Here is a 26,071-nt window from a genome sequence, read left to right on the forward strand (position 1 = left end):
CACCTGTACGGGCGCGACGACGATGCCTGGCGCAATCATGCGGTGATTCCGCTGGAGGGGTTCGACGAGCCGGAACAGATCAGCGCGCGACTGGGCGGGCAGGGGCTCGACCTGCTGCTGACCGACGAACGCGGGGCGCATCTCGCGCGCCTGGACTGGCAACCAGAAGCGCCGGCCGCGACGCCGGTGATTCCGATGCTGCCTGCGATGGTGCAGACCGATCCGGTGCCGCACTTGGGCGATGCGGCGGATGATCCGGCGATCTGGGTCAACGCGGCGGACCCGTCCAGCAGCCGCGTACTCGGCACCGACAAGAAAGGCGGGCTGGCGGTTTACGACCTGTCGGGCAAGCAGCTGCAGTACCTACCGGTGGGGCGGTTGAACAACGTCGATGTGCGCACCGGCTTTGCCCTTGGTGGCAAGCGGGTCGATCTGGCGGTGGCGAGCAATCGCGATCACAACAGCCTGCACCTGTTCGCCATCGAGCCCCGCAGCGGCCAGGTCAGCGGCATCGGTGAGATCGACATGCCCTTCCGTGAGATCTACGGCCTGTGCCTGTTCAAGGATCCTCAGGGCGCGATCCATGCCATCGCCAATGACAAGGACGGCAGCTTCCTGCAGTACCGCCTCGACGGTTCGAGCGGTTCGCCGCGCGGTGAGCAGGTGCGCGAATTCAAGCTGAGCAGCCAGCCCGAAGGCTGCGTCGCCGATGACCGCAACCAGCGCCTGTTCGTGGGCGAGGAAGACGCGGCGGTGTGGACGCTGGATCTGCGCCGCGACGCGGCGGCGCTGGAAAAGGTCATCGATGTGGGCGGCCCGCTGCACGCCGACGTGGAAGGCATGGCCATCTACAGCGGTACGGCCGGCGATTACCTGGTGGTATCCAGCCAGGGTAACGACAGCTACCTGGTGCTCGATGCGCACGCGCCCTATGCCGTGCGCGGCGCCTTCCGCGTCGGCCTGAATGCCGAGCGGGGTATCGACGGCGCCTCTGAAACCGATGGCCTGGAAGTCACCTCGGCCAACCTCGGCGGCATCTGGAGTCGCGGCATGCTGGTGGTGCAAGACGGCCGCAAGCGCATGCCCGAAGGTGCCCAGAACTACAAGTACGTGCCGTGGACGGCGATCGCCGAAGCGCTGGGGCTGGACTGACCCTGGCGTGACCTGTCGGGTTACGCCGCGCTGTCATCGAAACGTAACCCTAATGCAATCCAATGAGCGCCGTTGCATGGGACGGCCGGAGGAATACAGATGCAAAGCGAACACATGTCGGTCTTGGGCCTGATCAGCGAAGCCAGCCTGGTGGTCCAACTGGTGATGGCGACCCTGGTGTTGGCGTCCGTCGCCAGCTGGTACCTGATCATCCAACGCTGCGCCGCACTGCGCCGCAGCGAACGGCTGCTGAAAAGCTTTCTGCAACGCTTTCGCAGTGGCGGCGAACTGACCCAGCTCTATCGCGAGGGCAATGAGCAGTCGCTCCCCCGCGAAGCGGCGTTGCAGCGCATCTTCCTTGCCGGTTTCCAGGAATTCAGCCAGTTGCAGCGTCAGCCCGGTATCGCCCCTGAAGCCGTGATCGAAGGCGTCGAGCGCAGTCTGTACGTAGCCATCGCCGAGCAGGAAGAGCGGCTGGAAAGCGGCCTGCAGTTCCTCGCCACGGTCGGCTCGGTCAGCCCCTACATCGGCCTGTTCGGCACCGTCTGGGGGATCATGAATTCCTTCCTCGGGCTGTCCATGGTGCAGCAGGCGACGCTGTCCACCGTCGCGCCGGGCATCGCCGAAGCGCTGATCGCCACGGCCATCGGCCTGTTTGCCGCGATACCGGCGGTGATGGCCTACAACCGCTTCTCCGCCCGCGGCCAGACCTTAAGCGCGCGCTACTACAGCTTCGCCAACGAACTGCAGGCGCGCTTGCATCGCCGCCTGCATGCCGGCTCGCCGAGCATCGCCGCAGCCGCCTGAAGGGAGCCTCGCCATGCTGGTCAAACTGCAGCGCAAACATGGCCCCAAGGCCGAAATGAACGTGGTGCCCTACATCGACGTGATGCTGGTGCTGCTGGTGATCTTCATGGTCACCGCGCCGATGCTGGTGCAGGGCGTGAAGATCGAGCTGCCCAAGGTCGCCGCCGAGGCGATGCCCACCGAGAACGAGCGGCAGATCCTCACGCTCTCGGTCAAGGCCGATGGCGGCTTCTACTGGAACCTGGGCAGCGAGCTGAACGCCGAGGACCAGACCGACAGCGCCATCGACCTTGAGGAGATGCGCGAGAAGGTCGCGGCGATCATCGCCGAGCGCGGCGACACCCAGGTTTATGTGCGCGCCGATGAGGCGGCGGACTACGGCCGCGTGGTGGCCGGCATCGCCGAGCTGCAACGTGGCGGGGTGATCAATCTCGGCCTGATCACCGAGGCGCCGGCCGGGCAGCCCGCACCATGAGCAGCTTGAGCATGCCCCTGCCCAACAGCCTGCCCGAGGTTCGACCGCAATGGCGCAGCCATGCCGGCGCGGCGGTAGCGACCTTCGCGCTGCATGCCGCGGTGATCGGCCTGCTGCTGCACGGCTGGACGCCCGAGCTGACGTCACCCAGCCCGACCCAGGTGATCAAGACCCAGCTGATCAGCCTGCCCACGCCGCAGCCGACACTCGAGGCGCCCGTCGAACCGGAGCCGGCGCCCGAGCCGGTCGAGGCAGCCATCGAGCCGGTGTTCGAGGAACCGCAGGTGGATCCGCGAATCGAACAGCATCGGCTCGAACAGGCCGAGCTGGCGTACAAGCGAGCCGAGCAGAAGAAGCAGGAAGAGGCGGCGCGCCGGGAGCAGCAACGTCTACGCGACGAGCAGCGCGAGCAACAACGCCAGCGTGAGCGGCAGGAACGGCTCGAAGCCGAGCGTCGCGAGCAGCTGGCGCGCGAGGCGCAGCAGCGCGAACAGGCGGCTCGGGCCGAAGCAGCTGCCGCCGCCGAACGCGCGCGACAGGCCGAGGCCGCCGCGGCTGCCAGCCGCCAGTACCTGCCGATCGCCAAGGACGCGCCGGACTATCCGCAGCGTGCGCTGGACAAGGGCATCGAAGGCACCTGCACGGTCAGTTACTCGGTCAACCCGCAGGGGCGGATCGAAAACCCCAAGGCCCTGGAGGATTGCCATCCGCTGTTCATCCGGCCATCGCTGACGGCTGCGAAAAGCTTTCGCTATCAGCCGCGGATCGTCGACGGCCGCGCCGTGACCGTTCCCGAAGTGAAGAACACCTTTCATTACCGCATCCAGTGATGCGCAGCAGACCCATTTGCCAGACGAGCCATCGAATGAAACAGGACTTTCAGAGTTTTCACGCCAACCTTTCCGCCCTCGACGATCAGGCCATCAACCCCAGCGCCCATCCCTCGCTCGGGCAGCTGGTCGATCAGAGCCGGCGCAACCTGCTCAAGGGCGGCATGGGCCTCGCCGCGCTGGGCTTTCTCGGCGGCGCGCTGAGCGCCTGCCGTAGCGCCGGGCAGTCCGATTCGCTGATCGGCTTCAGCGGGATTCCCACCCAGCTCGACCCGACATTCGACCGCGTGCAGGTCGCGCCCGGCTACAGCGCGCGCACCTTCTTTTCCTGGGGTGATGCCGTGCTGGCGGATGCACCCGATTGGAACCCGGATGCCAGCGACGACTGGCAGGCCCAGCTCAAGCAGGCGGGTGACAACCACGACGGCATGCACTTCTTCCCGTTCCCCGATGCGCCTGACAGCCACGGTTTGCTGGTGATGAACCACGAATACGTCAACCCGCCGCTGCACCCCAACGGCATGACCTTCGTCGAGGGCAAGAGACCGCTGGACGAGGTACGCAAGGAACAGGCGGCCCACGGCCTGAGCATCATCGAGGTGAAGAAGGACGCCCAGGGGCAGTGGCAGCGGGTCATGCCGTCGCGCTACAACCGTCGCCTCTCGGCGATGACGCCCATGGCGGTAGGGGGTCCGCTGGCCGGCCACGAGGCGCTGAAGACCGTTGCCGACCCGAGCGGGCGAGAGATCATCGGTACGCTCAACAACTGTTCCAGCGGCTTCACGCCCTGGGGCACCTACCTGATCTGCGAGGAGAACTGGCACAACTACTTCGTCAACCACGACGCGGCTGACCTGGCCAAGCGCAGGTCGCACAAGCGCTACGGCATTGCTGGCGAAGGCTTGAGCAAACTCTACGGTTGGGAGACCGCCGACCCGCGCTTCAACGCCACCCCGGATTCGTCGCAACCCCACGGCGGCTACGTGAACGAACCGAATCGCTTCGGTTGGGTGGTCGAGGTCGACCCGTTCGACCCGCAGAGCAAGCCGGTCAAGCGCACTGCCTTCGGCCGCTACTGCCGCGAATGCTCGGTGCTTTCGCTAGGCGAGGACGGGCGCATGGCGTTCTACTCGGGCGACGACACCAAGGGCGAGTACGTCTACAAGTTCGTGCCCGCCGGCCGCTACGTGCCGGGCGCTGATCAGGCCAACCGCCAGCTGCTCGATAGCGGCACGCTCTACGTGGCGCGTTTCAATGCCGACGGCAGCGGTGAGTGGCTGGCGCTGGTTCACGGCCAGAACGGGCTCACGGTGGAGAATGGTTTCGCCGATCAGGCCGAGGTACTGCTCAATGCACGTGCCGCTGCGGACCAGGCGGGCGCGACGCCGATGGATCGCCCGGAGTGGGTAGCGGTGCATCCGCGCAGCCGTGAGGTATACGTAACGCTCACCAACAACGACAACCGCGGGGTCAAATGGCCAACCGACAAGGCCAACCCGCGTCCGATCAACCTGCACGGGCAGATCCTGCGTTGGAACGAGAAAGACGCTGATCCGACCGCCACCGCCTTTACCTGGGAAGTCTTTCTACTGGCCGGCGAACAACCGGGCGCGATGGATTCCAGCGGCCAGCCGGTGCCGCCCAACCTCACCGGTACGATCAACGGCGACATCTTCTCCTCGCCGGATGGCCTGGCGTTCGACGAAGCAGGGCGGCTGTGGATCGAAACCGACTACGGCGACGAAGAGACCGCGATGCAGGCCATGGGCACCAACCAGCTACTGTGCGCCGATCCGCGGACGCGTGAGGTCCGGCGCTTCCTGGTCGGCCCGCGTGGGTGCGAGATCACCGGCATCACCTGGAGCCCGGACTACCGTGCCATGTGGATCAACGTCCAGCACCCGGAGTTGAGCTTCCCGGCCAGCGACGGCAAGACCCGCCCGCGCGCCTCGACGGTGCTTATCACCAAGACCGATGGGGGCGTTATCGGCACCTGACGTGAGTGGGCTCTGGCTGGATCTTGTGTCGATCACGAGCAGGGCCGCTTCTGCTGAGCTGCGTTTCTCGCCCGGCCCCAAGCGGAATGACCACTCTCGATTCGAAAGCAGTTTTTCGATAACTCGTGTTTGAGATGAACGTTTAAGCCCGGCCTACCTTCTAAACATGCTGATACATACCTCGCTGCATGTAATGAAGGAGCTGGGCCATGGCAATGTTGCAGCTGCGCACACGCGTATCCCTCGCCGTCATGATTTCTTGCCTACCATTGGCAAGCCAGGCAGGCCTTTACTCGTTGAAGATCGAAAACGACGTAATCGCTTCCGACGACGGCCACTACACCAACGGCTTCGAGCTGATGCGCTCGTTCAAGCCCGACGCTGATCACTGGTCGCGACGGTTCGCAGATGCGATGCCAGGCTGGGAGGCAGAGGAGGTCGACAACATCGCCTATCGGCTCGGCCATCAGCTCTATACGCCGGACAATATCAGGCGCGCGGAGCTGATCGAGGATGATCGTCCCTATGCCGCACTGCTGTTCGCCGGCATGTCGATCTTCTCTGATGATCAGCATGAAGGTTGGCGCGGCGCCAGTGGGTTGCATCTGGACATAGGCATCGTTGGCCCGGCGGTCGGTGGCGAGAAAATCCAGCGCCAGGTGCATGAAATCACCAACAGTGACGATCCTCGCGGCTGGGATAACCAGCTACGCAACGAGCCCTTCGTCAACCTCGCGTACCAGTACCGCTGGTGGCAGCAGCAACGCCTTGGCGGGCTGGAATTCGAATACGGTCCGAGTGCCGGCTTTGCCCTGGGCAATCTCTACACTTACGGTTCAGCTGGGTTCGGGTTACGTATCGGACAGCGACTGGAGCGCAGTTTCAGTATTCCGGCAGTGGCGCCTGCACAGAGCGGCAGTATGTTTTTCGATCAGGGCGGTGGGTTTGCCTGGAGTGTGTTTGCCGATTTCGAAGGGCGCTACATGGCGCAGAACATGTTACTTGAGGGCAACACCTTCAAGGACAGCCACTCGGTAGACCCGAAAGAGTGGGTGGGTGATGCCAAGGCAGGAATAGCGCTGACCTGGAACAGCTGGCAGCTCGCCTTTGCCAGGGTCTGGCGCACCCGTGAATTCAACAGCCAGAACCAGCACGACGAGTTCGGCTCGCTGACGGTGTCGACCTGGTTCTGAGGAAGAGCGGCGGGGTACGAGCGCACCCCGCAGAGGCTTTGCTTACTTTTTGACCCAGGTGCCGTTCAGTTGAATGATCTGCCCGGGCGGGGTTTTCTCGATGGCCTTCTTGCCGGCAATGGCCTCGACGTCGGCGACGCCGATGCCATTTTTCTGCGCTAGGCGGTAATACTCGGCGCGCCGCGCCTGGTTGATCTGACTGGCGATTTCTTCAGCCTGACCGCCGCTCTGCACGACCCCGAGGTAACCGTCGGGTTTCTCGCCGAGCTGGCCGCTGGCCTTGGCTTGGCCGAGCGCGGACATTGCTTCGTTGAGTGTCATGGCCGCGGCCGGCAGGGCGAGGCACAGCGCCACGAGCAGCGCTCCGAGTTTCAGATAGGTCTTCATAAGGCTCCTCAGAACAGGCCGCTGTCTTCATTGATGATCGAGTCGAGCTGCTTGTCGACCTTGATGTAGATCTCGTGCTCGATTTTCACGTTGAGGTTGATATTGATCGGCTCGTTGGGCACAGCCAGCTCAACGCGTGGCGTACAGGCACTGGCCAACAGGGCCAGCGCCAGGATGCTGATGGGATGGCACAACCGCATGACGGTGTTCTCCAGATCGAAGTCGTCACTACATTGCCTCATCTGAGGCGCTCCTGCACGCGCCGTTGAATGGTTTCGCTGACGCGATCGGACAATTGCAGACTGGTTAGCAGGGCCGGAATGTCCTCTTCCAGATTGATCGAGAAGTTGATCGGGCGGCCGCCTTCCAGCGCCGGGTTTCTTCCGTGCAGTTTCAGTCCCAGATCCAGCTTTCCGTTAGCGGCGTAACGTACGTCGCTGGCCAGGAGATCGTAGTGGAAGTCGTCCAGTGCCTCTGTCACCAGCCGCATCGCCGGATTGGCCTGCCCCAGGGCCTGGATCTTCGGCGAGCGAAATTGCAGCACGCCTCCAGGTTCGCGTGCCTGCAGCGAGCCTTGCTCGATACTGATACCGGCTTCGCTGCGCTGCAGCTGCAGTTCTCCATCGATCACGCCAGTGCCGGAGAGCCCTTCGGCGGGATAGGCTTCGAGCAACAAAGGCAATTGCACCCCGCGCAGATGGGCATGCAATTGTTGCGTGCCTGCCGCGAGATCGGCCGCACCTGGTTCCAGCCATAGGCGACCGCCCAGTAGCCGTACCTCGGCGACACTCCAGGCCAGGCGGCCCTGAGCGAGTGTGTCGAGCGGGGCCGCATATTCGCCGGCGAAGCGCAGGGGGCCAAACGTGAAACCGGGATTGGCCTCGCGCAACGTCAGTTCTGACACGTCCAGTCGCAACTCATTACGCCGCAGGACAGCTGACAGATCAGCATCGAGCCCACTCAGTTCGGTGCGGTCGTAAATACCGCCCAGTCCCTTTGCGCTGAGCTTGGCCGTAGCCGCAAGTGTGCCGCTGCCGGGCAGGTTGAGTTGCGCCTGACCTTGCACGCGGCCGTTGTTGAGTTCCAGCAGTGGCGGCCAATCGGCGAGGGTCGCGGCCAGTGGGTTGCCAGCACGCAGGAACAGCTCCGGCAAGGTGACATCGAGGCGAGTCGCGCTGTTGACCCGGTTGTGGGTCAGCTTCAACGGCAGGCTGAGCCCGGCATCGTTGCCCAGCGGGCCGTCGAGCGAAATTTGGGACTGGTCCGCATCGAGCGTGCCGCTCCAGCGCCAGCCCTGAGGACGCAAGGCAGCCTGCTTCACTTCGCCGGCGGTTACGGCTGTTTTTCCGGTGACCGCCAAACTCTGAATTTGGCCATCGCTGAAGCTTACCTCGGCACCAAGCCCCGCCAGCTCCATCACCAGCGTGCTGGCTGCTAGGTCTGAGGCGGCTGTCAGGCTGTTCAGCCGTAGCCTCGAGCCTTTTTCCAGGCGAACGGTGGCGTCCTGTTGAGAAACCCGTCCGCGTAGTCGCAGATCCGCTTCGAGGGCTTTCAAGCTGAAGTCCGCGCCTGTGATCGCCGGGCTGCGTAGCTTGACCAGGGTGCGGTCAAAGGCGGCTGTATAGGGCGCAGCGGTTTGCAGTACCAGACGCGTATCGAGCGTCATAGGAGAGGGGCCGCTGGCAACCAGCTGCACATTCAAGGCCAGCCCCTGAGCCGCTTCGTCAGTCTGTGTCGGAATGATCTTGAGGCTGACAGCACCTGCGCGCAGTTGCTCCGGCAATGCGGCGAGCAAATCGGCGACCGGCTGCAGGGTGAGATCGCCGTTCAGTTGGGTCGGAACCCAGAGGCCATCATCGGCGCGAACGCTGAGGTCCAACTGACCCTGTAACTGGCCCAGGCCGACCACTGGCCATGGCGCTGGCAGATTTGCCGAAAATCGCAGTTCGCCGTTCAGTGCTTTCCAGTCCTGCGGCAAGGTCTGTGTGTCGATCTCTAAAGCCCAGCCCGCGCCGATCCGCATCTGTTCGGGCAGTGCCGGCAACGCCGGCGGCGAATAAGCCAGCCATTCACCCAGCCATTCCAGCAACCATGGGGCTTCGGGCAATTCGTTCATGGCCATTGTGCCGCGCCAGAGTGTCGAGTCGCTGCGTTCGGTCAGCTGGTTCTGCATGCTCAAACGCTGCTGGCCGTCGAGCTGCAGCCCGAGATCCAGATGAGTGTCGCGGTCTTGCTCGTAGGCTTGCAGCTCCAGCGCCAGGCGGTGCGTTTGATGGTTCAGCTGCAGATCGAGCGCGGCGGGGAGTGGTGCATGCTCGCCAAGTTGCCAGCCCAGTTGCCCCTGGGCCTGGCAAGTTCCGCTTGCGCAGGGCAAGGTCAGATTCAGCGAAGCGATTTGTCCTTGTCTGGGTAGCCACGCCAACCAGTCTTTCAACTGCTGAGGGTTGGGTAGAGCCAGCGGCTCGTCATTGTCTTTGCTGCGGACTTGCTGCCATTGGGCATCGAGGCGCTCGATGTTCAGCGACCGGAGCGGCAGCAGGCGCCAACCATCAGCAAACTCGAGGTGGAGGTTGTCGAGGGTCACTGCGAGCCGTTCGTCGGCTGATGGCTGTCGAACGACGACGATCTGCTGCACGGCGAGATGGTTGAACGTCAGGCGCACTCCGCTCAGCTCGAGCGTGACGATCCCCTGATCGCGCTTGAATTGCTGCCAGCGAACCCCGCCGTAGAATCCCAACCCGACAACGAGCAGAACCAGGCTGGCAACCGCCCAGACGAGAATTCTCCGCCGCTTCGTCATGACCCGTTCCGCTGAAATCGATTCGCTAGCATAGGCCGAGCATGGCGCGCGTGCGACAGGCTACGACTGGAATAGTGGCGTGACTGATCCGCGCGTAAAAAGTTCCGCTCCAGGTCGTTAAAAGCCCTCTAAGTCACCCTCCGGTGGGCGTTTCGAGAGGGCTACACCGGACTTGTGCACATTCTCAACCGGTCCTTGTCAAGCGCTTATGACAAACTGTCGCAAACCAAGTGGAATCTTAGAACGACAATAACTTGCTGAAAAATAAAGACTTTTTACATTGGCGAAAAAACCGCCAGTTTAACTGCAGCCCGCTAACCATAGGCGCTAGGGAAATTTGTAACCCGTTTGCCCACAGACTTATCCACAGCTTCTGTGGATTAAAAAATAGTGTGATCCAGATCGTGTATTTCCGATTTTTGCAAGACTTTAACTCTGTGAAAAAAGGAGTAGAGTGCGCGCCCTTGTCCCCCCGAACCATTCGGTGACCATGAGAACGCGTCCACTCGCCTCGAGCTCGCTCGAGAGCACTTCATCTTCTCCACGCCTGCCGATGCGCATGGCGTTGTGGCTGCTGGACAGCCAGCGTCTAGGACAGACCAAGAGTGTCAAACGTATCGCGGGTCGGATGCTCAAGCAGCCGGCACTCGAAGGTGTGGTCGAAGCACAGAGTCGCCTGGGACGGTTGCTCTGCCATGACTGCGACAGCCAGCGTGATCGCCGCATCGGTTTCGAACTGCTGCGCCAGGCAGCAAGAGCTGGCGACCGCCAAGCCCAGCTCGAACTTGGACAACTGTACTGTCAGGGCCAGCACCGCGAGTTGTCCAAAGCGCGGCACTGGCTGGAACAGGCTGCGGCACAGGGCTCGACTGAAGCCTCGCGCATCCTCTTGCTGCTACCGGCCAAGCGCTAGATTCGGCGTCGCAGACGGGCCGGCCTGACCTTCGCGGGCTGGCTGGCTATACTGCCGGGCAGTTCAGCCGGAGCCGTTCATGCCTCTCGATCCCCTCTATCTAGCAGCCGGTCTCGGTGCCCTCTGTTTATTACTCGCCGTCGTCACGTTGTCGCTGCAACGGCGCCTGTCCCTGCAGCGGGCTGAGCTTTCGTTGCTGGACGAGCGGCTGAGTCAGGCGGTCATGGCGCAGGAAGGCCTCGGCGCGCAGCTGGAAACCAGCCGTCAGGAACAGGCCGATCTGCACGAAGCCCGCGCGACGTTGCAGGCCGAAGCCGCGGTGTTGCGACGGGAAACCGAATGGCTACAGGCCCAACGCCTGGAAACCCGCGAAACCCTCGATGATCTTCAGGCCGAGCGCGATGCGCAGCAGGCCGAGCTGCGCGCCCTGAGTGCCGCTCACGCCGCGGTTACAGCCGAGCTGAATGAACAGCAGAAAACTCATGAGCAGCGCCTGGAAGATCTCCAGGGAGCGCGCGATGAGTTGCGGGCGCAGTTTGCCGAGCTGGCGGGCAAGATCTTCGAGGAGCGCGAGCAGCGTTTTGCCGAGACCAGCCATGAGCGACTTGGGCAGCTGCTCGATCCGCTTAGAGAACGTATTCAGTCTTTCGAGAAGCGCGTCGAGGAGAGCTACCAGAACGAGGCGCGTGAGCGCTTTTCCCTGGCCAAGGAGCTGGAGCGGTTGCAGCAGCTCAATCAGCGCCTCGGTGATGAAGCGACTAACCTGACTCGCGCCCTGCAGGGGCAGAAAACTCAGGGCAACTGGGGCGAGTTGATCCTTGAGCGGGTACTCGAGCATGCCGGCCTCGAAAAAGGCCGCGAATACCATACCCAGGTCAGTCTCAAGAGCGCTGATGGCGAGCGATTCCAGCCTGACGTCCTGATTCAGCTGCCCGGCGACAAACAGGTTGTGGTGGACGCCAAAGTCAGTCTTACCGCCTACCAGGCACTGATCTGCGCCGAAGACGACAGCAGTCGCGCGCTTGCACTCAAACAGCACGTGCTGTCGTTGCGCAACCATCTGAAAGGGTTGTCTATCAAGGACTACCAGCGCCTTGAAGGCCTGCAGAGCCTGGATTTCGTGCTGTTGTTCGTGCCGATCGAAGCAGCCTTCGCGGCAGCTTTGCAAGGCGACCCCGAGCTGTTTCAGGAGGCGTACAGCAAGCACATCGTTATCGTCAGTCCGACGACGTTGCTGGCGACCCTACGGGTGATCGACAGCCTCTGGCGGCAGGAGCGGCAGAGCCAGAACGCCCGCGAAATTGCCGAGCGTGCCGGGGCGCTTTACGACAAATTCGCCGCGTTCATTCAGGATCTGGACGAGATCGGTAGCCGCCTGCAGCAACTGGACAAGGCTTACCTCGGTGCGCGCAACAAACTCACCGACGGGCGCGGCAATCTGGTGAGCCGCGCCGAACAGCTCAAGCTGCTGGGCGCGCGGGCGAGTAAACGATTGCCGGCCGATTGGCTCGAGCGTGCCGGGGCCGAGGTGCCGCTGGAAGCTGAGGAATAGCGCGCGCTTCGCGTCACTGCAACCACAACACCGCCAGTCCGGCGAGCAGACCGCTGAGCATGAACGGCAGGGTCAGCATCGCCAGGGCACGCCCACCGATAAAGATGATCAGACCGCCCTTGATCAGGCTGTTACTCAGCGCCGCAAGAAATATCCCGCGTACCGCGACCTGTTCGGCCAGATCGGTCCGGGCGCTGTTGGCCAGGGACAGGGTGATTGCATCCACATCGGTCAGCCCGGAGAGCAGCGAGACCAGATAGACCCCCGCATCGCCCAGCCCTCTCTGCGCGCCTTCGACGAGGAACAGGATGATTACCAATAGGCCGGCAAAGCGCAGGGCCGGGCCCAGTTCAAACGGGTTCTTCAAGGGTGGCTCGGCAGTGCTGTCGGGCCGCTGGCCTGCGCGCAGGTAGTAGAACAATGCACCGGCGGCATAGATCAGACCGGCTGTCAGCATGGGCGCGAGCAAGGCAGGCAATAACGCCCGATTGATCACCCCGACTTCCAATAGCACCCGCGGGAACATCAGCGCCGAGGTTGCCAGAAGGCCGGCGGCCAGCGCGTGGCGCATCTTTTCCGAGTCCAGCCGGGCGAGGGTGATCGTCATCGCCGTGGACGAAACGATGCCGCCCAGCAGTGCGGTGATCATCAATCCGTGTCGGGTGCCCAGCAGACGGATGGCGACATAGGCGGCAAAGCCAATTCCAGCAATCAGTACCACCATCCACCAGGTGGTGTAGGGGTTGAATGCGTGCCAAGGCCCATAACCCTGGTTCGGCAGCGCCGGCAGCAGCACCACGGAAATGAACAGCAGCTTCAGCACGCCGCTCAGTTCCGCTTCGTTGAGATTGTGCAGCGCGCCGTGCAGCCGGGCTTTCAGACTCAACAGCAAGGCCACCACGACCGCCACGGCCGCCGCCAGCAAGCGGCTTTCGGCGACAGCCAGGCTGCCCAGCAGAAAGGTCAGCAGCAGCGCCATTTCGGTGGTCATGCCACGGTCGCCATTGGTGGTGCGGGACTCAATCACGTAGCCAGCAATCGTCAGCAGGGCCAGAACGACGAACATCGCGATCCAGGCGGGCGTGCCGAAATGGCTGGCGCTCAGTGCAGCCAGGCCGCCGAACAGCCCGGCAAGGCCGAAAGTGCGAATGCCGGCCATTTCCTGGCCGTCCCTGTCACCGCCACTCCAGCTGCGTTCCGTGCCGATCAGCAGGCCCACGCCGAGGGCGGTTGCCAGGTTCAACAGTAATTCGAGGGTCATGGGCAAAGGTCGCCGGCAACGTCTGTTGGAGCCAGTCTAGCCGTCTCGCTGTGGTCATGGCTTGCGCTGGCGCAACGCGACCTCAATGCAGCGGGACGTGGCGGCTCATCAGCGCGCGCAGTGCCGCGGGCTTGACCGGTTTGGCGAGAAAATCCAGCCCCGCCGCATGGATCGCCGCGATCAGCTCCGGACGCCCGTCAGCACTGATCACCACTCCGGGGACCGGTTCGCCGAGGCGGGTGCGCAGCCAGGCCATCAGCTCCGAGCCGGTTTCACCATGGTCCAGGTGGTAGTCGACCAGCACCAGTTGCGGGCGCACATCCTCACGCAGCAGTACCTCGCACTCGGCCCGGTTACTGGCCGTCCAGACCTGGCAACCCCAGCGTGACAACAGGCTGTTCATTCCCACCAGAATGCTGTCTTCATTGTCGATACACAGCACCTGAATGCCGGTCAGGGCGGTTTGCTGGGCTTCGCCGTTGGCCTTGACCTGCTTGGTCAGGTTGCTGGCGATCGGCACCGTCACGCTGAAAACGCTGCCTTTGCCGGGCCAGGAGCGCACCGCCAGCGGGTGGTTGAGTACCTGGCAGAAGCCATCCGCAATGGCCAGCCCCAGTCCCAGCCCTTTCTCGGCGCGTGTCTGATGGCTGTCCAGTCGTTTGAATTCCTCGAAGATCACCCGCAGTTTGTCCTCGGCGATGCCCGGGCCGTGGTCCCACACCTCGAGACGCAACGCGGCGCCCTGGCGACGTACGCCCAGCACCACGCGACCCTTGGCGTAACGGAAGGCGTTGGTGAGGAAGTTTTGCAGCACCCGGCGTAGCAGGCGGATATCGCTGTCGACCCGCAATCGACTGCCATGCACCCGGAAGTCGACGCCCTGTTCGGCGGCGAGCATGCTGAACTCGGTGGTCAGGGTGTCGAACAGGGTCGCCAGCGGGAAGGGGTTGCGGTCGGGTGTGATGCGGCCATTTTCCAGGCGCGAGATGTCGAGCAGATCGGAGATCAAGTCCTCGGCGGAGCGCAGCGAGCTGTCCAGATGGCGCACCAGATCGCGCGCTTCGACTGGCAACGCATCGTGCTGGTGCGAGAGCGCGGCGGAAAACAGCCGTGCCGCGTTCAGGGGTTGCATCAGGTCGTGGCTTACCGCAGCTAGGAAACGTGTCTTGGACTGGTTGGCCGCTTCAGAGGTGCTCTTGGCCGCGGTCAGGGCCTTGTTCAGCTCCGACAACTCCTGGGTGCGCTCGCTGACCCGCTGCTCGAGGCCTTCATTGGCGTCCTTCAGGGCACGTTCGGCCTCGCGGTAGGCGGTGATGTCGCTGAAGCTCATGACGAAGCCGCCGCCGGGCATGGGGTTGCCGATCAGTTCGACCACCCGGCCGTTGGGGAAGGTGCGCTCGGAAGTATGCGCGCGGCCCTGGCGCATCCAGTACAGCCGCTTGGCCACGTGGGTATCGGCGTCGCCGGGGCCGCAGAGCCCACGTTCGGCGTTGTAGCGGATGATGTCGGCGATCGGCCGGCCGATGTAGACCAGCCCGTCCGGGTACTCGAACATCTCCAGATAGCGGTGATTCCACGCCACCAACCGCAGCGACTGGTCGATCACGCTGATGCCTTGAGTGATGTTCTCGATCGCGCCCTGCAGCAATGCACGGTTGAACTGCAGCACTTCGGACGCTTCGCCGACGATGCGCACTACGTCGTCAACCTGCATGTCGCGGCCTTCCAAAGCGGCCTTGACCACCGCTCGGGTCGAGGAGGCGCCCAAGACGCCGGCGAGCAGGCGCTCGGTGTGGGCGATCCACTGGCCGTCGGCCTGCTGCTTGGGCGAGTAGTCGTGACCGTGGCGCCGGGCGAAGCGCTGGAAACTGAGCTCAGCGCGCTCGGCCCCAACGAAACGTGAGGCCAGCAGGAGCAGATCCTCGACCTGCACGGCCAGCAGCCGGCGGGCGTTGGGCGTGGCGTGTATCTCCTGGCCGATGAAACGGCTGGCCTGCCAATGCTCCGCGACGCGGGTCTGTGACAGGATCGAGACCCAGAAAAACAGCGTCGCATTACCCACCAGCGACAGCGTTACGCCGAGCGTCAGCGCACTGGTGTTGAACGGCAATGGCGTTGTGTACATCCATTGCAGGCCGGGGAACATCTCCAATGGCCAGCCGAGCAGCGGCAGAATCAGCGTATAGCCCCAGATCAGCGCGCCAGCGGCGAGGCCGGCAAACACGCCGCGCCGGTTGGCCTGCTTCCAGTACAACGCGCCGACCATTGCCGGCGCCAATTGGGTCAGGGCGGCGAAGGCGATCTGGCCGATGGTCGCCAGGCTGGCGCTGGAACCGAGCAGGCGGTAGCTGACATAGGCCAGCAGCAGGATGGCGACGATACTGATGCGGCGCACCGACAGCATCCAGTGGCGGAACACCTCGAAGGGTTGTTCGGCCTCCTTGCGGCGCAGCAGCCAGGGCAACAGCATGTCGTTGGAGACCATGGTCGACAGCGCCACGCTGGCGACGATGACCATGCCGGTGGCCGCCGAGGCGCCGCCGATGAACGCCAGCATCGCCAGCGCCGGGTGGGCTTCGGCCAAGGGCAGGCTGATCACGAAGGAGTCGGGCGTGACACCGCCCGGCAGCATCATTTGCCCGGCCAGCGCGATCGGGATGACAAATACCGCAGCCAGCACCAGATACAAAGGGAACACCCAGCGTGCCAGGCGGAAATCGCGCGGCTCGATATTTTCCACCACGGTCACGTGGAACTGCCGCGGCAGGCAGACAATGGCCATCAGCGCCACGGTGGTCTGCACGAGCATGGCCGGCCAGTTCACCGTTTCTTCCCAGTAGCCGGTCAGCTTCGAGGAATCGTAGGCCTGGTTGAAGAGGTCGCCGAAGCCGTTGTACAGACCGAACGTGACGAACACCCCGACCGCGATGAAGGCGAACAACTTGACCAGCGACTCGAAGGCGATCGCCAGCACCATACCGCGGTGATGCTCGGTGACATCCAGGTTGCGCGTGCCGAACAGCACCGCGAACAGCGCCAGTACCACCGACACGATCAGCGCTGTGTCCTGCGCACCGGAACCGGCGGCCGCCTCGCTGTGATTGCCGATCAGCAGGTTCACGCCGAGCACGATGCCCTTGAGCTGCAGCGCGATATAGGGCAATACGCCGACCAGGCAAATCAGCGTGATCACCACCGCCAGTGACTGCGACTTGCCATAGCGAGCGGCGATAAAGTCAGCGATGGAGGTAATGTTCTCCTGCTTGCTGATCATGATCATCTTCTGGATCACATGGGGCGCCAGCAGCATCAGCAGGATCGGCCCGAGGTAGATCGGCAAGAAGGACCAGAGCTGCTCGGCCGCCTGGCCGACAGCGCCGAAGAAGGTCCAGCTGGTGCAGTAGACTGCCAACGACAAGCTGTAGACCCAAGCGCGCATACGTGGCGACATCGGCGTGTTGTTGCGATCACCATAGAAAGCGATGGCAAACAGTACGGCCATATAAGCAAAGGCGACCAGCGCGATCAGCCCACCGGACAACGACATGCGAACTCCAGAAACACATTAAATAAAGCGGGCTCCAGCCTGGCCATTTCCACGGAGTGGCCGAGTCATGCAGGGCCGGCAGCGGTCACGTTCGCCGGTAGTTGGCCTAATCATCCTGGATGCGCATCAGGCGCAGCCGATGAGAGGGGCGTACCGGGAGAGTGCTTGATTGCTCAAGCTCAGCAGGTTTCGGATGGCTGGAAGCTGTCGCGCATTGAAAGTTGATTGGGTAAAGTTTCGCAGTAAAACGGGGCGGCGTGTTGCGGCTGCGACCATGGTCGCATGAGCTGCGCTGCATGATTAGACCCGGCGCAAAGCACTGCGCTAGACGATCTGCATGACGAGCTGGCGATTTGCAGGGCCGACGCTAGCTGGGTGCCGTTGATCCGATGCGAGCGGGCTCGGGCCCGTTTGGCCGCACGCGCTGGCTGGTCATGACCGAAGGCAACGACTGTCGCCACTGCAAGCAAAACATTCCTCATTCCTTCTACGCTTGGAGAAACACCTGATGTTCACGCCGCGTCCGGTCACCTTGCAGCGCGGAGCCCTGCGCCTGGAGCCGCTTGTGGAGGCCGACATTCCCGTCCTTGTCGACCTGGCGACGCTGAACCGTGACGAACTGATCTACCTAAACGGGCCGTTGCGCCCGGACTGGTATCGACAGGCGCTTGCCGACCAGCATGACGGTCGCGCCGTAGTCTTCACCCTGCGCATGGCAGAGCGCATCGTGGGCACGACCCGCTTCGCTGACTTCAACCCGGCGTTGCCAGCCGCCGAACTCGGCTGGACCTGGCTGGATAAGGCCGAACATGGCAGTGGCCTTAACGCGTCGATCAAATACCTGCTGCTCAGGCATGCCTTCGAGGACTGGCAGCTGGTGCGCCTGCAGTTGAAAACCGCCGCAAGCAACCTGCGCTCGCAGCGTGCCATCGAAAAGCTCGGTGCACAGCGCGAAGGGCTCTTGCGTAACCACCGGCGACTCGCCGATGGCCGCCTGGATGACACCGTGATGTACAGCATCACCGACCGCGAATGGCTGGTCATCAACCGGTTGTTGGAAGCTGGCATGCGCTGAGCCGGGCCGAGACGAATCAATCCGGCGACTGGCCCAGCCTCTGGTGCGACAGGCCAGATCACGTCGCCGCCGAGCCTTTACTTGAGGTAATGTTGGGCCACTTCACGAACGCAGTGTCTGCGTTCATCAGCTTGTCTTCACTTTCCCTTACGCTCCGGCCTCGATGGCGGTGCGTAGCTCGTTTTGTTGCGGTGCACAGCTAAGGAGCCCCGATGTCCCGCTCGCAAGAGTTCTTGCACGGTTGCCGCGATATCCTGCCGCTGATCGTTGGCGGCATTCCGTTTGGCATCATCTTCGGAACGCTGGCCATTGGCGCCGGGCTCTCCGGCTGGCAGGCCATGGGGATGTCTGCGCTGGTGTTTGCCGGCTCGGCGCAATTCATCGCCGTCACCTTGATCACCGGGGGTGTCGGGGCAGCGGTGGTGTTGCTCACGACCTTCGTCGTCAATCTGCGCCATGCGCTCTACAGCGCTTCGATGCAGCCTTTCGTTCGACATTTGCCAAGCCGTTGGCGCGTGCCGCTGGCGTTCTGGCTAACCGATGAAGCCTTCGCGGTGATCCAGCATCGTTATGCGCGGGACGACGCGTCGCCACACAAACACTGGTTCTTCCTCGGCGCGGCCCTGACCATGTATTTGAGCTGGCAACTGGCGACCCTGGCCGGCATCGCCTTTGGCCAGGCGGTGCCCAACGTCGCCAGCTGGGGCCTGGATTTCGCCATGATTGCCACCTTCGTTGGCATTGCCGTGCCGATGATGCGCACCCGCCCGCAGGTGGCTTCGGCGGTGGTGGCCGCGGTTGTGGCGTTGTTGACCTGGGAGATGCCGTACAAGCTGGGCCTGATCGCTGCAGCGCTGGCCGGCATCATCGTCGGCGTCTGGCTCGAGCGACGGGCCGAGCGCCAGCTTCAAGCGGAGGCTTGCTGATGCAGATCTGGCTGCTGATTCTCGGAATGCTGGCGATCACCTTTTTGACGCGATACAGCTTCTTTGCCTGGCCCAACCTGCGCTTTCCGCGCCTGGTGGAGCAGGGGCTGCATTACGTGCCCGTCGCGGTGCTGACAGCCATCGTGGTACCAGGAATGCTGATGCCAGCCGGCGAATGGGCGTTGGATTGGCGCAACGCGTATCTGTTGGCGGGTGTGCTGTCGATCCTGATCGCGGCTTTGACCCGCAACCTGCTGGCGACCATCGCGGGCGGATTGCTGTTCTTTTTTGTGTTGCGCTGGGCGTTCGGGCAATTACCGCTGTGACGTATTGCCCAGTCCGCGACGCCCGCGCGGCAGGGCCGTGCCTTTACCGGACCATTCAGGCTCAAATAGCCGACGTCTATTCCATGGAAGCGGATCGATGACCAAGCCTCACTCGCAATTCACCTTGTTCGGCAAGCGGCGCTTCCTGCCGTTCTTTCTGACGCAACTGTCGGGCGCCTTCAACGACAATCTGTTCAAACAGGCGCTGATCCTGGCGATTCTCTACAAGATCGGCTCGAATGCAGACAGCAGCCTGCTGATCAATCTGTGTGCGCTGCTGTTCATCCTGCCGTTCTTTCTGTTCTCGGCGCTGGGCGGACAACTGGGCGAGAAGTACGCCAAGGAGCGGCTGATCCGCGCCATCAAGGCCGGGGAAATTTTCATCATGCTCGCTGGGGGCGCGGGGATGCTGCTCGGCAACCTGCCGTTACTACTGGCGGTGCTGTTCTGCATGGGCACACAGTCGGCGTTGTTCGGGCCGGTCAAATATTCGGTGCTGCCCAAACTGCTCGAAGATCATGAGCTGGTCGGCGGCAACGCACTGGTGGAAATGGGCACCTTTCTGGCCATCCTCGCCGGCACCATTACAGCTGGCGTGATGATGGCCAGCGACGGTTATGCGCAATTGATCGCCGGCAGCGTGGTGCTGGTGGCGATCGCCGGCTACCTCGCCAGCCGCGCAGTACCGGCAACCGGCGCGTCCTTTCCGTCGCTGCAGATGGACTGGAACCTGTTTCGTCAGACTGGCGCGATCCTGCGCATGGGGCTGGGGCAGCGCCTTTCGGTGTCGCGCTCGCTGATCGGCAACTCATGGTTCTGGTTCCTTGGCGCGACCTACCTGACCCAGATCCCGGCCTATTCGAAGGACCTGCTGCATGGCGACGAAACCGTCGTCACGCTGATCCTGACGGTGTTCTCGGTCGGCATCGCCCTCGGTTCGCTGCTCTGCGAGCGGCTTTCAGGGCACAAGGTGGAAGTTGGTCTGGTGCCCTTTGGCTCCATTGGCCTGACGCTGTTTGGCTTGTTGTTGTGGTGGTGCTCGGGCGGTTTCCCGCAGAGCGCGACGCCACACGATTGGCTGGGTTTGCTCGGGTTCGGTCAGGCCTGGTGGATTCTCGCGTCGGTACTCGGCATCGGGGTGTTTGGCGGCTTTTATATCGTGCCGCTGTATGCGCTGATCCAGTCGCGTACGGCGGAGCACGAACGGGCGCGGGTGGTGGCTGCCAACAACATTCTCAATGCGCTGCTGATGGTCGCCTCGGCGCTGGTCGCCATCCTTCTGTTGAGTGTCGCCGGGCTGTCGATCCCGCAGCTGTTTCTCGTGGTATCGCTGATGAACGTGGCGGTCAGCGCCTACATCTTCAGCATCGTGCCGGAGTTCAGCATGCGCTTCCTGGTGTGGCTGCTCGGCCATTCCATGTACCGGGTGCGCCATCAGGGGCTCGACGCGATTCCCGAAGAAGGTCCGGCGGTGCTGGTCTGCAACCACGTCTCCTTTGTCGATGCGCTGCTGATCGCCGGGGCGGTGCGTCGGCCCGTGCGCTTCGTCATGTACTACAAGATCTTCAGTATCCCGGTGCTGAACTTTATCTTCCGCACGGCCGGCGCGGTGCCGATTGCGGCTCGACACGAAGACGAAGCGATCTACACCAAGGCGTTCGAGCGCATCAGCCGCTATCTGAGCAACGGCGAAGTGGTGTGCATCTTTCCAGAAGGCAAGCTCACCACCGACGGCGAGATCAACGGGTTCAAGGCCGGTGTCGAGCGCATTCTCGAGGCGAACCCGGTGCCCGTGGTGCCCATGGCGCTGCGAGGACTATGGGGCAGCTTCTTCAGTCGCGATCCGAGCAAGGGCTTCTTCCGCCGGATCTGGTCGCAGGTGGACCTGGTCGCCAGCGCGCCTGTTGCTGCGAGCGAAGCCAATCGTCAACACCTCCAGGCGCAAGTCAGCCTGCTACGCGGTGACCGGCGCTAGGCGCAGGCCGCCGCGCCGTCTCTACTTGATCTCGATGCGTTCCAGCAGATAGGCCTTGGCGCTGGCATCGCCGACCCGCGCAGCCTCGTCGGCCAGGCGCAGCGCGCGCTCCAGATCCTTGCTCGCCAGCGCTGCGTCGATACCTTGCCGGTAGTACGCCTGGGTTTCCGGTAGAACAGTCGGTGCCGGCACTGACGGCAGTTCATTGCCCATTTCGCGGCCGATGCTGTAAGAGGGCACGTAGGTGTTGGCCTGCTGGCCGCCAACCTTGTCTTCGATAAGCACCATTTTCACCACGCCGGTAGGCGAGTGCTGTGCGACTGGGTCGGGCAGGCTCGGCGGCTCATTACCGAGCGCCTTGGCGTAGGCCTTGGCCGGGTGTTGCAACGTTGTCTGGCCGTCTAGCTGGGCTCCGTCTGCATACAGCACCAGGTAGTACTCGTTGCCCGGATTGTCCAGGTAGGTGCGATCAACGCGCAGCCGCGCGTCCAGGCTATCGCCTTTAAGACCTGCAGCCGGGGCATAGGTGAAGTCGTCCGCATCCAGAATGCGCGTGGGCCGCAAGCGGCTGTCGAGCAGCATCACGCTGGGCGCCAGTACAGTCTTGCCGGCCTGGCTGTAGAGGCGAATCTCAAATGATTTGCTGTTCTTGGGCAACGTAAAGGCGCGAAAGAAACTCTTACCACCGTCAAAGCGATACGCCGGCGCGGACGCATCGAGCGTCACGTTTCCGTTGAAGCTCGCGGGCAGTGGTTGGAAGGGGAAATCTGCGATCGTGTCGCAGCAGATCGGTGCTTCGGCCAGCACCTGACGAGCACTGCCCGCAGGCAGCTCCAGCGGCGCAGGCGTATGGGTCAGCGCGTCCACTCGGCGCAGGGGTTCGCTACCGCATCCGGCAGCCAGCGTAACGGCCAAGCCCAGCAGGGAGGTTTTCAGATAGCTCATAAGGGCAACTCCAGTCGCCAATCGAAAAAGACCCCGACCAGCCACGGTCGGGGTAAAACACCGCCAAAACGGTGGGAGCGGAAAGTGCAGTGCTGCCGAGCGCAGCGGGGCGATACGGGAGGTGAGAGCCGCTACGCCTCGCCACTCTTCAGGCGATTACCACCAGGCTTCGGCCTGGACGCCAAAGGTGATGCCGTCGTCTTCGCCCGCATCAATGGACTCGCTGGCCGCCTGGTAACGGCCGCCGTCCCACTGGGCGTAGGTGGCGAACACGCGGATCTGCGGACGCGCCCAGAAGCTGCGACCGGCGGACCATTGCTGGGCGAGGGTGAGCTTCTTCAGATCACGGCTGCGTTCGCCATCGGCCTGCGGGTCGATGCGGTCGTAACCGAACTCCAGCGCGGTGCTCATGGTGTCGTTCCACTTGTAGACCGGGCGAACCCCGAAGGAGAGCCATTTCTGGCCGGACTCGTTATCGAAGTCGCGGTCCTCGTAGATCTGCACGTACATCATCTCGATGGTGTCGGTCAGCCCGACCACGCCCTGGTTGACCAGGCGGAGCATGTCGCCATCGCTGTTGCCGGTGCTGTTACGCCCGCTGCTGGCGATGATGCCGTCGGTGCCGTATTGCACGGCGAGCTTGTTGTAACCACCGAACCAGCTGGCTTGAGTGTGCTCGAGGGTAACCAGATGACCTTTCTGGTCCTGATAGCCATCATCACGCTCCTGAAAGTCCGTCAGGTTGGCCTTGCCGTAGTCGTAGCCTATTTCGAGCTTGCCGTTGGGGTTGACGTCGATCTCGCCGATACGGAAATCCAGCGTGTCGTTGGCGATGTTGGTACCAGTCCCAGACCCCTGATAGGTCCATTCACCATCGGTATTGCGAATCCAGGCGATGCTGCCCTTGCCGAAGCCCAGGTCGATGTCTTCGATGCCGGCGCCCGGACCGGATACGTCCCAGTAGTAGTAATCGTTGATGTGCACGTCGTGGCGCTTGTAGTAGCGCTTGCCCGCCCAGATGTCGGCGCCCGGCAGACTCTCGATCAGGTTGTGCCCGACTACGTTGAACTGACGGATCGCGACATCGCCACCTTCATCGAAAGGGTTGTTGGCGTCGCCATTGATGTCGGTACGGGTCGCTTCCCAGTCGTTCGCCTGGCGCGAGTTGTAGGCGATCATGCTGTCGACGTAGAAGCTCTGTTCGCCTTCCTTCCACACTTCCTGGCCCAGGCCGATCTCGGCATAGGTTTCGCATTCGTTGCCGAGGCGGTACTTGGCCGGCGCGCCAGCGGCCTGGAAGCACGCCTGATCGCCACCGCCAGCGGTCGCACCGACGCCGGAGCGCATGTAGCCGTGAAAATCCACGGCATGCGAGGGCATTGCCGCCATGAGCGCGGTGCAGAGCAGAGTCGGTTGCAGAAGACGTACGGATCGTTGCGGGTTCATCGCGAAGTCCTTCGTTTTTGTTGTTGGTCTATGCGGCCGGTGAGCTGCGGCCGGCTGGTCCACTGAGCTGTTCGGTTGTCCGCCAGTGCTCAGGTCGAACAGATTGAGCGGGTGGCGACCAAAAGCCTGCGGATCGGCGACGTTCGCAACATCCTCCTGACCGGTCTTTTTTGAGGCGGAGCGGCGGGGCGTAGCGGGGGATGAGAAAGGCGTGCGGCGTGACGTTGGGCGTTACGCCTGGTGGACGGGGCCGGAAAACCAGTGTTCCGAGTGGCCAGCCAGCACCACACGCAGCGAGCTGGCGGGTGAGATTTATCGGCTTTGTGATCGGAGAGTCGAAACCGTTGACGGTTGCTCATGACCATTATGGGACCTGCCAGCTCATGGCGTGCGTTTGGGCAAGTGTTAGCTGATCCAGCAGGGCTTCGCGCCGCGGATCTGCTTCGCTGGCCAGGGCGCCACTGGCAACGAGGTCAGCGTAGCGGGCGCTGACCATGTCATGCAGCCAGGCAAGCCGCACTAGCGTGAGCGGCGTGCAGGTCTGGCCGTCCAGATCGTCGGCCAGGTCGAGGCGGTGCGAGCGCCAGGCTTCGCGCAGGTACAGCGCCTCGGTCGAGCCGACGAGCGAGCTCTGCCAGCTGTGAATGATTTGATCCAGGCGCTCCAACACCGTGACGGTTGCGCCTCGCTCGGCCAGTTCACACCGCCAGCGCTGGTAGTGCGCAAGGGCGATTTCCTTTTCCAGGCGGAAGGCAGCGAGCGCTCGGTTGCCCTCGAGCTGTTCCCGGCTGAGTAGCCAGGCGAAGAACTGTCGCGTTTCGAAACGTTCGACGGGATGGAAAGCGGGCGAGGCGAGGCCGTCGCTGTTGAATTCGTGCAACGGATCGAAGCGATATAGATAGCCGAAGTCGAACAGGCGGATACGACCGTCGTCGAGCACGTTGCCGGGGCACAAGTCCCATTCGAACAGGCCCAGCGAGGCGAGACTGATGACGTTATCGAACAGGTCTGTCAGGCGCGTCTCGTTCCAGTCCTCGACCACTTCACCGTCAATCCAGGGCGAAAGCAGCAGGCCGCATCGAAAGCTCGCATAACAGGTGTCGACAATACCGGTCAGGCGTTCGGCCAGTTCCGGTCGTGCTTTGAGTTCACGCAACTCGGCGCGGCGTTGTACTTCGTTAAGAAAGGAGGTCTGGCCGTCGGTGCCCTGCACCAAGCACCTCTCGCGGGCGCGTTTGAGCGTCCAGCTCCGGCCCTGCGCCTCGATCCGATAGACATGCGCTGTGAGCCCGCCGGACAGTACGCGGCTGACATAGTCTTCGCTGCCACTGGTGGTCGCCAGGGTTGCCAGCGGTAGTGGACAATCGTCCGGGTGCCCAACTTCCAGTTCGGCATTGCTGGCGGTGAAGGCCAGCTGCGCTTGTTGGCGCGTGTTCAGAGTTTTCATTGGGGGGCTCGGCGCAAGGTGCGTTATGGATGTGATTGCATGGATCGGTCGCGGCGTGTCGGGGTCGATAGAAGAACAGACGTGGAGGTGAAACATGGCCGATGTGTACAAGACTGAAACCATCGCGCGCGCCGAGGTCGACTCGCTCGACGGGGTAACGGTGCTCGACTTCGGCACCAACTGGTGCGGGCATTGCCGCGCTGCCGAGCAGCACATCGAGCAGGCACTGGCCGAGTATCCGCAGATCAACCACATCAAGGTCGAGGACGGGCCGCGACGTCCGCTTGGCCGCAGTTATCGCGTCAAGCTCTGGCCAACCCTGGTCTTCGTGCGCCTCGGTCAGGAGCTGGCGCGAGTGGTGCGGCCGACCGACGCCAAGGTGGTCAGCGATGCCGCTGCTAAGGCCACCAACCCGCTCAGCGATTGACCAGAGCCCCCGCCTGCACCACGACCACCTTGTCGTTGCCGTGCACCCGCGAGAACGCGTAGGGCTGATTTGAAAGCTGTTGGTGCCGGCCGGCGCCAATGGCGGGATGCCGCGCGCGGAACTGACCGATTCGTTGCCAGTGATCGATTAGCGCAGCGATTTCGGGTTTGGAATGCTCGCTCCAGTTCATATCTGACCGTGTGCCCTGGTAGGGGTCGGAGCCGGTGGGGCCGAAAGCGCGTGCGCTCTCGTCGCCGTAGTAGATCTGCACCGCGCCGGGGCTCAGCAGAAGCGCGCTGGCAAGCCCGCGTTGACGCTCCAGGTCGCGGTCGTGCTGTGCGCTGAACAGCGATGTGTCATGGGATGAGGCATAGCTCATGAAGTTATGCCCTGGATTTTCCGCTAGCAGGCTGGCGTAGTGCCCGTAGCTCTTCTCGGCGCGGAGCAGGCAGTCGCTGGCAGCACCGGCCACCTCCTGTTGAAAGGCAAAGTTGATCAGCGCATCGAAGCCGTTGTGCTGGTAGTCACTGATTTCCGGCCCGTGGCCGAAGACTTCGCCCACCATCCAGAACGGCTCCCCCCCCAGCGGG

The 26,071-nt window shown here is 63.0% G+C and carries 21 protein-coding genes and 1 pseudogene; 13 read left to right on the forward strand and 9 right to left on the reverse strand.

Features of this window, described 5'->3' with window-relative positions; genetic code table 11:
• The 6 genes from PSTU_RS0118790 to PSTU_RS0118815 all read left to right on the forward strand — a co-directional run.
• Window positions 1-1,152, forward strand: a 1,152-nt coding sequence (locus PSTU_RS0118790; protein WP_019342564.1) for a phytase, incomplete at its 5' end; no start/stop codon positions are given.
• 93 nt (window positions 1,153-1,245) lie between these two features.
• Window positions 1,246-1,959, forward strand: coding sequence for a protein TolQ (gene tolQ / locus PSTU_RS0118795; RefSeq protein ID WP_029404872.1), 714 nt, complete (start codon window positions 1,246-1,248; stop codon window positions 1,957-1,959).
• Window positions 1,960-1,972: 13 nt separating this feature from the next.
• Window positions 1,973-2,434 carry a protein TolR gene (gene tolR / locus PSTU_RS0118800; protein WP_019342566.1) on the forward strand — a complete coding sequence of 154 codons (462 nt, stop codon included), beginning with the start codon at window positions 1,973-1,975 and terminating at the stop codon, window positions 2,432-2,434.
• The gene (locus PSTU_RS0118805) at window positions 2,431-3,264 is read left to right on the forward strand and encodes a TonB family protein (protein ID WP_019342567.1); all 834 of its coding nucleotides are present in this window, start codon (window positions 2,431-2,433) and stop codon (window positions 3,262-3,264) included. Before tolR ends, PSTU_RS0118805 begins: the two co-directional genes overlap by 4 nt.
• Before the next feature lie 35 nt (window positions 3,265-3,299).
• Window positions 3,300-5,261 carry a PhoX family protein gene (locus tag PSTU_RS0118810; RefSeq protein WP_019342568.1) on the forward strand — a complete coding sequence of 654 codons (1,962 nt, stop codon included), beginning with the start codon at window positions 3,300-3,302 and terminating at the stop codon, window positions 5,259-5,261.
• Between the two features lie 251 nt (window positions 5,262-5,512).
• A complete protein-coding gene (locus PSTU_RS0118815; RefSeq protein ID WP_051127918.1) occupies window positions 5,513-6,454 on the forward strand; it encodes a lipid A deacylase LpxR family protein in 942 nt (313 codons plus the stop codon).
• Between the two features lie 42 nt (window positions 6,455-6,496).
• Here the strand turns inward: PSTU_RS0118815 and PSTU_RS0118820 are convergent, their stop codons facing one another.
• Genes PSTU_RS0118820 through PSTU_RS0118830 form a run of 3 tightly spaced genes read right to left on the reverse strand, consistent with a single transcriptional unit; the run spans window position 6,497 to window position 9,641 of the window.
• Complete coding sequence (locus tag PSTU_RS0118820) at window positions 6,497-6,841, reverse strand: YdbL family protein (RefSeq protein ID WP_019342570.1); 345 nt, start codon at window positions 6,839-6,841, stop codon at window positions 6,497-6,499.
• An 8-nt stretch (window positions 6,842-6,849) separates the two neighbouring features.
• Window positions 6,850-7,041: a YnbE family lipoprotein gene (locus PSTU_RS0118825; protein ID WP_025241104.1), complete on the reverse strand. Its 192-nt coding sequence runs from the start codon at window positions 7,039-7,041 to the stop codon at window positions 6,850-6,852.
• Between the two features lie 38 nt (window positions 7,042-7,079).
• Window positions 7,080-9,641, reverse strand: a complete 2,562-nt coding sequence (locus PSTU_RS0118830) for a YdbH domain-containing protein (RefSeq protein ID WP_019342572.1) — start codon at window positions 9,639-9,641, stop codon at window positions 7,080-7,082.
• A gap of 559 nt (window positions 9,642-10,200) precedes the next feature.
• Here PSTU_RS0118830 and PSTU_RS0118835 point away from each other — a divergent pair.
• The gene (locus PSTU_RS0118835) at window positions 10,201-10,554 is read left to right on the forward strand and encodes a tetratricopeptide repeat protein (RefSeq protein WP_029404874.1); all 354 of its coding nucleotides are present in this window, start codon (window positions 10,201-10,203) and stop codon (window positions 10,552-10,554) included.
• A 79-nt stretch (window positions 10,555-10,633) separates the two neighbouring features.
• Window positions 10,634-12,106 (forward strand): DNA recombination protein RmuC, encoded by a 1,473-nt coding sequence (rmuC, locus tag PSTU_RS0118840; protein WP_019342574.1) that lies wholly within the window; start codon window positions 10,634-10,636, stop codon window positions 12,104-12,106.
• Window positions 12,107-12,119: 13 nt separating this feature from the next.
• Here the strand turns inward: rmuC and PSTU_RS0118845 are convergent, their stop codons facing one another.
• Complete coding sequence (locus PSTU_RS0118845) at window positions 12,120-13,367, reverse strand: MgtC/SapB family protein (protein ID WP_019342575.1); 1,248 nt, start codon at window positions 13,365-13,367, stop codon at window positions 12,120-12,122.
• 82 nt (window positions 13,368-13,449) lie between these two features.
• On the reverse strand, window positions 13,450-16,914 hold the full coding sequence (locus PSTU_RS0118850) for a PAS domain-containing hybrid sensor histidine kinase/response regulator (protein WP_019342576.1): 3,465 nt from the start codon (window positions 16,912-16,914) through the stop codon (window positions 13,450-13,452).
• Window positions 16,915-17,422: 508 nt separating this feature from the next.
• On the opposite strand from PSTU_RS0118850, the gene PSTU_RS0118855 reads away from it, so the two are divergent.
• The 4 genes from PSTU_RS0118855 (at window position 17,423) to PSTU_RS0118870 (ending at window position 21,216) form a co-directional block, all read left to right on the forward strand.
• Window positions 17,423-17,989, forward strand: a complete 567-nt coding sequence (locus tag PSTU_RS0118855) for a GNAT family N-acetyltransferase (protein WP_019342577.1) — start codon at window positions 17,423-17,425, stop codon at window positions 17,987-17,989.
• A gap of 212 nt (window positions 17,990-18,201) precedes the next feature.
• The gene (locus tag PSTU_RS0118860) at window positions 18,202-18,915 is read left to right on the forward strand and encodes an AzlC family ABC transporter permease (protein WP_019342578.1); all 714 of its coding nucleotides are present in this window, start codon (window positions 18,202-18,204) and stop codon (window positions 18,913-18,915) included.
• Window positions 18,915-19,241 carry an AzlD domain-containing protein gene (locus PSTU_RS0118865; RefSeq protein ID WP_019342579.1) on the forward strand — a complete coding sequence of 109 codons (327 nt, stop codon included), beginning with the start codon at window positions 18,915-18,917 and terminating at the stop codon, window positions 19,239-19,241. Before PSTU_RS0118860 ends, PSTU_RS0118865 begins: the two co-directional genes overlap by 1 nt.
• 97 nt (window positions 19,242-19,338) lie before the next feature.
• Window positions 19,339-21,216, forward strand: a complete 1,878-nt coding sequence (locus PSTU_RS0118870) for an MFS transporter (protein ID WP_019342580.1) — start codon at window positions 19,339-19,341, stop codon at window positions 21,214-21,216.
• Window positions 21,217-21,237: 21 nt separating this feature from the next.
• On the opposite strand, the gene PSTU_RS0118875 is transcribed toward PSTU_RS0118870, so the two are convergent.
• The 3 genes from PSTU_RS0118875 to PSTU_RS0118890 form a co-directional block, all read right to left on the reverse strand.
• A complete protein-coding gene (locus tag PSTU_RS0118875) occupies window positions 21,238-22,161 on the reverse strand; it encodes a MalM family protein (protein ID WP_019342581.1) in 924 nt (307 codons plus the stop codon).
• 156 nt (window positions 22,162-22,317) lie between these two features.
• Complete coding sequence (locus PSTU_RS0118880) at window positions 22,318-23,607, reverse strand: maltoporin (protein WP_019342582.1); 1,290 nt, start codon at window positions 23,605-23,607, stop codon at window positions 22,318-22,320.
• 364 nt (window positions 23,608-23,971) lie between these two features.
• Window positions 23,972-25,054: a hypothetical protein gene (locus PSTU_RS0118890; RefSeq protein ID WP_019342584.1), complete on the reverse strand. Its 1,083-nt coding sequence runs from the start codon at window positions 25,052-25,054 to the stop codon at window positions 23,972-23,974.
• Between the two features lie 94 nt (window positions 25,055-25,148).
• Between PSTU_RS0118890 and PSTU_RS0118895 the strand changes: the two genes are divergently transcribed.
• On the forward strand, window positions 25,149-25,481 hold the full coding sequence (locus tag PSTU_RS0118895; RefSeq protein ID WP_019342585.1) for a thioredoxin family protein: 333 nt from the start codon (window positions 25,149-25,151) through the stop codon (window positions 25,479-25,481).
• Here PSTU_RS0118895 and PSTU_RS0118900 read toward each other — a convergent pair.
• Window positions 25,471-26,071, reverse strand: a pseudogene (locus PSTU_RS0118900) (alpha-amylase); the annotation flags it as partial. The gene PSTU_RS0118895 and the pseudogene PSTU_RS0118900 sit on opposite strands and share 11 nt — an antisense overlap.

It is taken from the genome of Stutzerimonas stutzeri SDM-LAC (assembly GCF_000235745.1).
GTDB classification, from domain to species: Bacteria; Pseudomonadota; Gammaproteobacteria; order Pseudomonadales; family Pseudomonadaceae; genus Stutzerimonas; species Stutzerimonas stutzeri_H.

What these genes read in the sequence shown, in the direction of transcription:
- PSTU_RS0118815 (WP_051127918.1), top strand. Translation starts at nt 5,513, where the DNA reads ATGATTTCTTGCCTACCATTGGCAAGCCAGGCAGGCCTTTACTCGTTG.
- PSTU_RS0118820 (WP_019342570.1), bottom strand. Translation starts at nt 6,841, where the DNA reads ATGAAGACCTATCTGAAACTCGGAGCGCTGCTCGTGGCGCTGTGCCTC.
- PSTU_RS0118825 (WP_025241104.1), bottom strand. Translation starts at nt 7,041, where the DNA reads ATGCGGTTGTGCCATCCCATCAGCATCCTGGCGCTGGCCCTGTTGGCC.
- PSTU_RS0118850 (WP_019342576.1), bottom strand. Translation starts at nt 16,914, where the DNA reads ATGTCGTTGTCCGGTGGGCTGATCGCGCTGGTCGCCTTTGCTTATATG.
- PSTU_RS0118855 (WP_019342577.1), top strand. Translation starts at nt 17,423, where the DNA reads ATGTTCACGCCGCGTCCGGTCACCTTGCAGCGCGGAGCCCTGCGCCTG.
- PSTU_RS0118845 (WP_019342575.1), bottom strand. Translation starts at nt 13,367, where the DNA reads ATGACCCTCGAATTACTGTTGAACCTGGCAACCGCCCTCGGCGTGGGC.
- PSTU_RS0118830 (WP_019342572.1), bottom strand. Translation starts at nt 9,641, where the DNA reads ATGACGAAGCGGCGGAGAATTCTCGTCTGGGCGGTTGCCAGCCTGGTT.
- PSTU_RS0118865 (WP_019342579.1), top strand. Translation starts at nt 18,915, where the DNA reads ATGCAGATCTGGCTGCTGATTCTCGGAATGCTGGCGATCACCTTTTTG.
- tolR (WP_019342566.1), top strand. Translation starts at nt 1,973, where the DNA reads ATGCTGGTCAAACTGCAGCGCAAACATGGCCCCAAGGCCGAAATGAAC.
- PSTU_RS0118880 (WP_019342582.1), bottom strand. Translation starts at nt 23,607, where the DNA reads ATGAACCCGCAACGATCCGTACGTCTTCTGCAACCGACTCTGCTCTGC.
- PSTU_RS0118875 (WP_019342581.1), bottom strand. Translation starts at nt 22,161, where the DNA reads ATGAGCTATCTGAAAACCTCCCTGCTGGGCTTGGCCGTTACGCTGGCT.
- PSTU_RS0118890 (WP_019342584.1), bottom strand. Translation starts at nt 25,054, where the DNA reads ATGAAAACTCTGAACACGCGCCAACAAGCGCAGCTGGCCTTCACCGCC.
- rmuC (WP_019342574.1), top strand. Translation starts at nt 10,634, where the DNA reads ATGCCTCTCGATCCCCTCTATCTAGCAGCCGGTCTCGGTGCCCTCTGT.
- PSTU_RS0118810 (WP_019342568.1), top strand. Translation starts at nt 3,300, where the DNA reads ATGAAACAGGACTTTCAGAGTTTTCACGCCAACCTTTCCGCCCTCGAC.
- PSTU_RS0118895 (WP_019342585.1), top strand. Translation starts at nt 25,149, where the DNA reads ATGGCCGATGTGTACAAGACTGAAACCATCGCGCGCGCCGAGGTCGAC.
- PSTU_RS0118835 (WP_029404874.1), top strand. Translation starts at nt 10,201, where the DNA reads ATGGCGTTGTGGCTGCTGGACAGCCAGCGTCTAGGACAGACCAAGAGT.
- PSTU_RS0118805 (WP_019342567.1), top strand. Translation starts at nt 2,431, where the DNA reads ATGAGCAGCTTGAGCATGCCCCTGCCCAACAGCCTGCCCGAGGTTCGA.
- PSTU_RS0118870 (WP_019342580.1), top strand. Translation starts at nt 19,339, where the DNA reads ATGACCAAGCCTCACTCGCAATTCACCTTGTTCGGCAAGCGGCGCTTC.
- PSTU_RS0118860 (WP_019342578.1), top strand. Translation starts at nt 18,202, where the DNA reads ATGTCCCGCTCGCAAGAGTTCTTGCACGGTTGCCGCGATATCCTGCCG.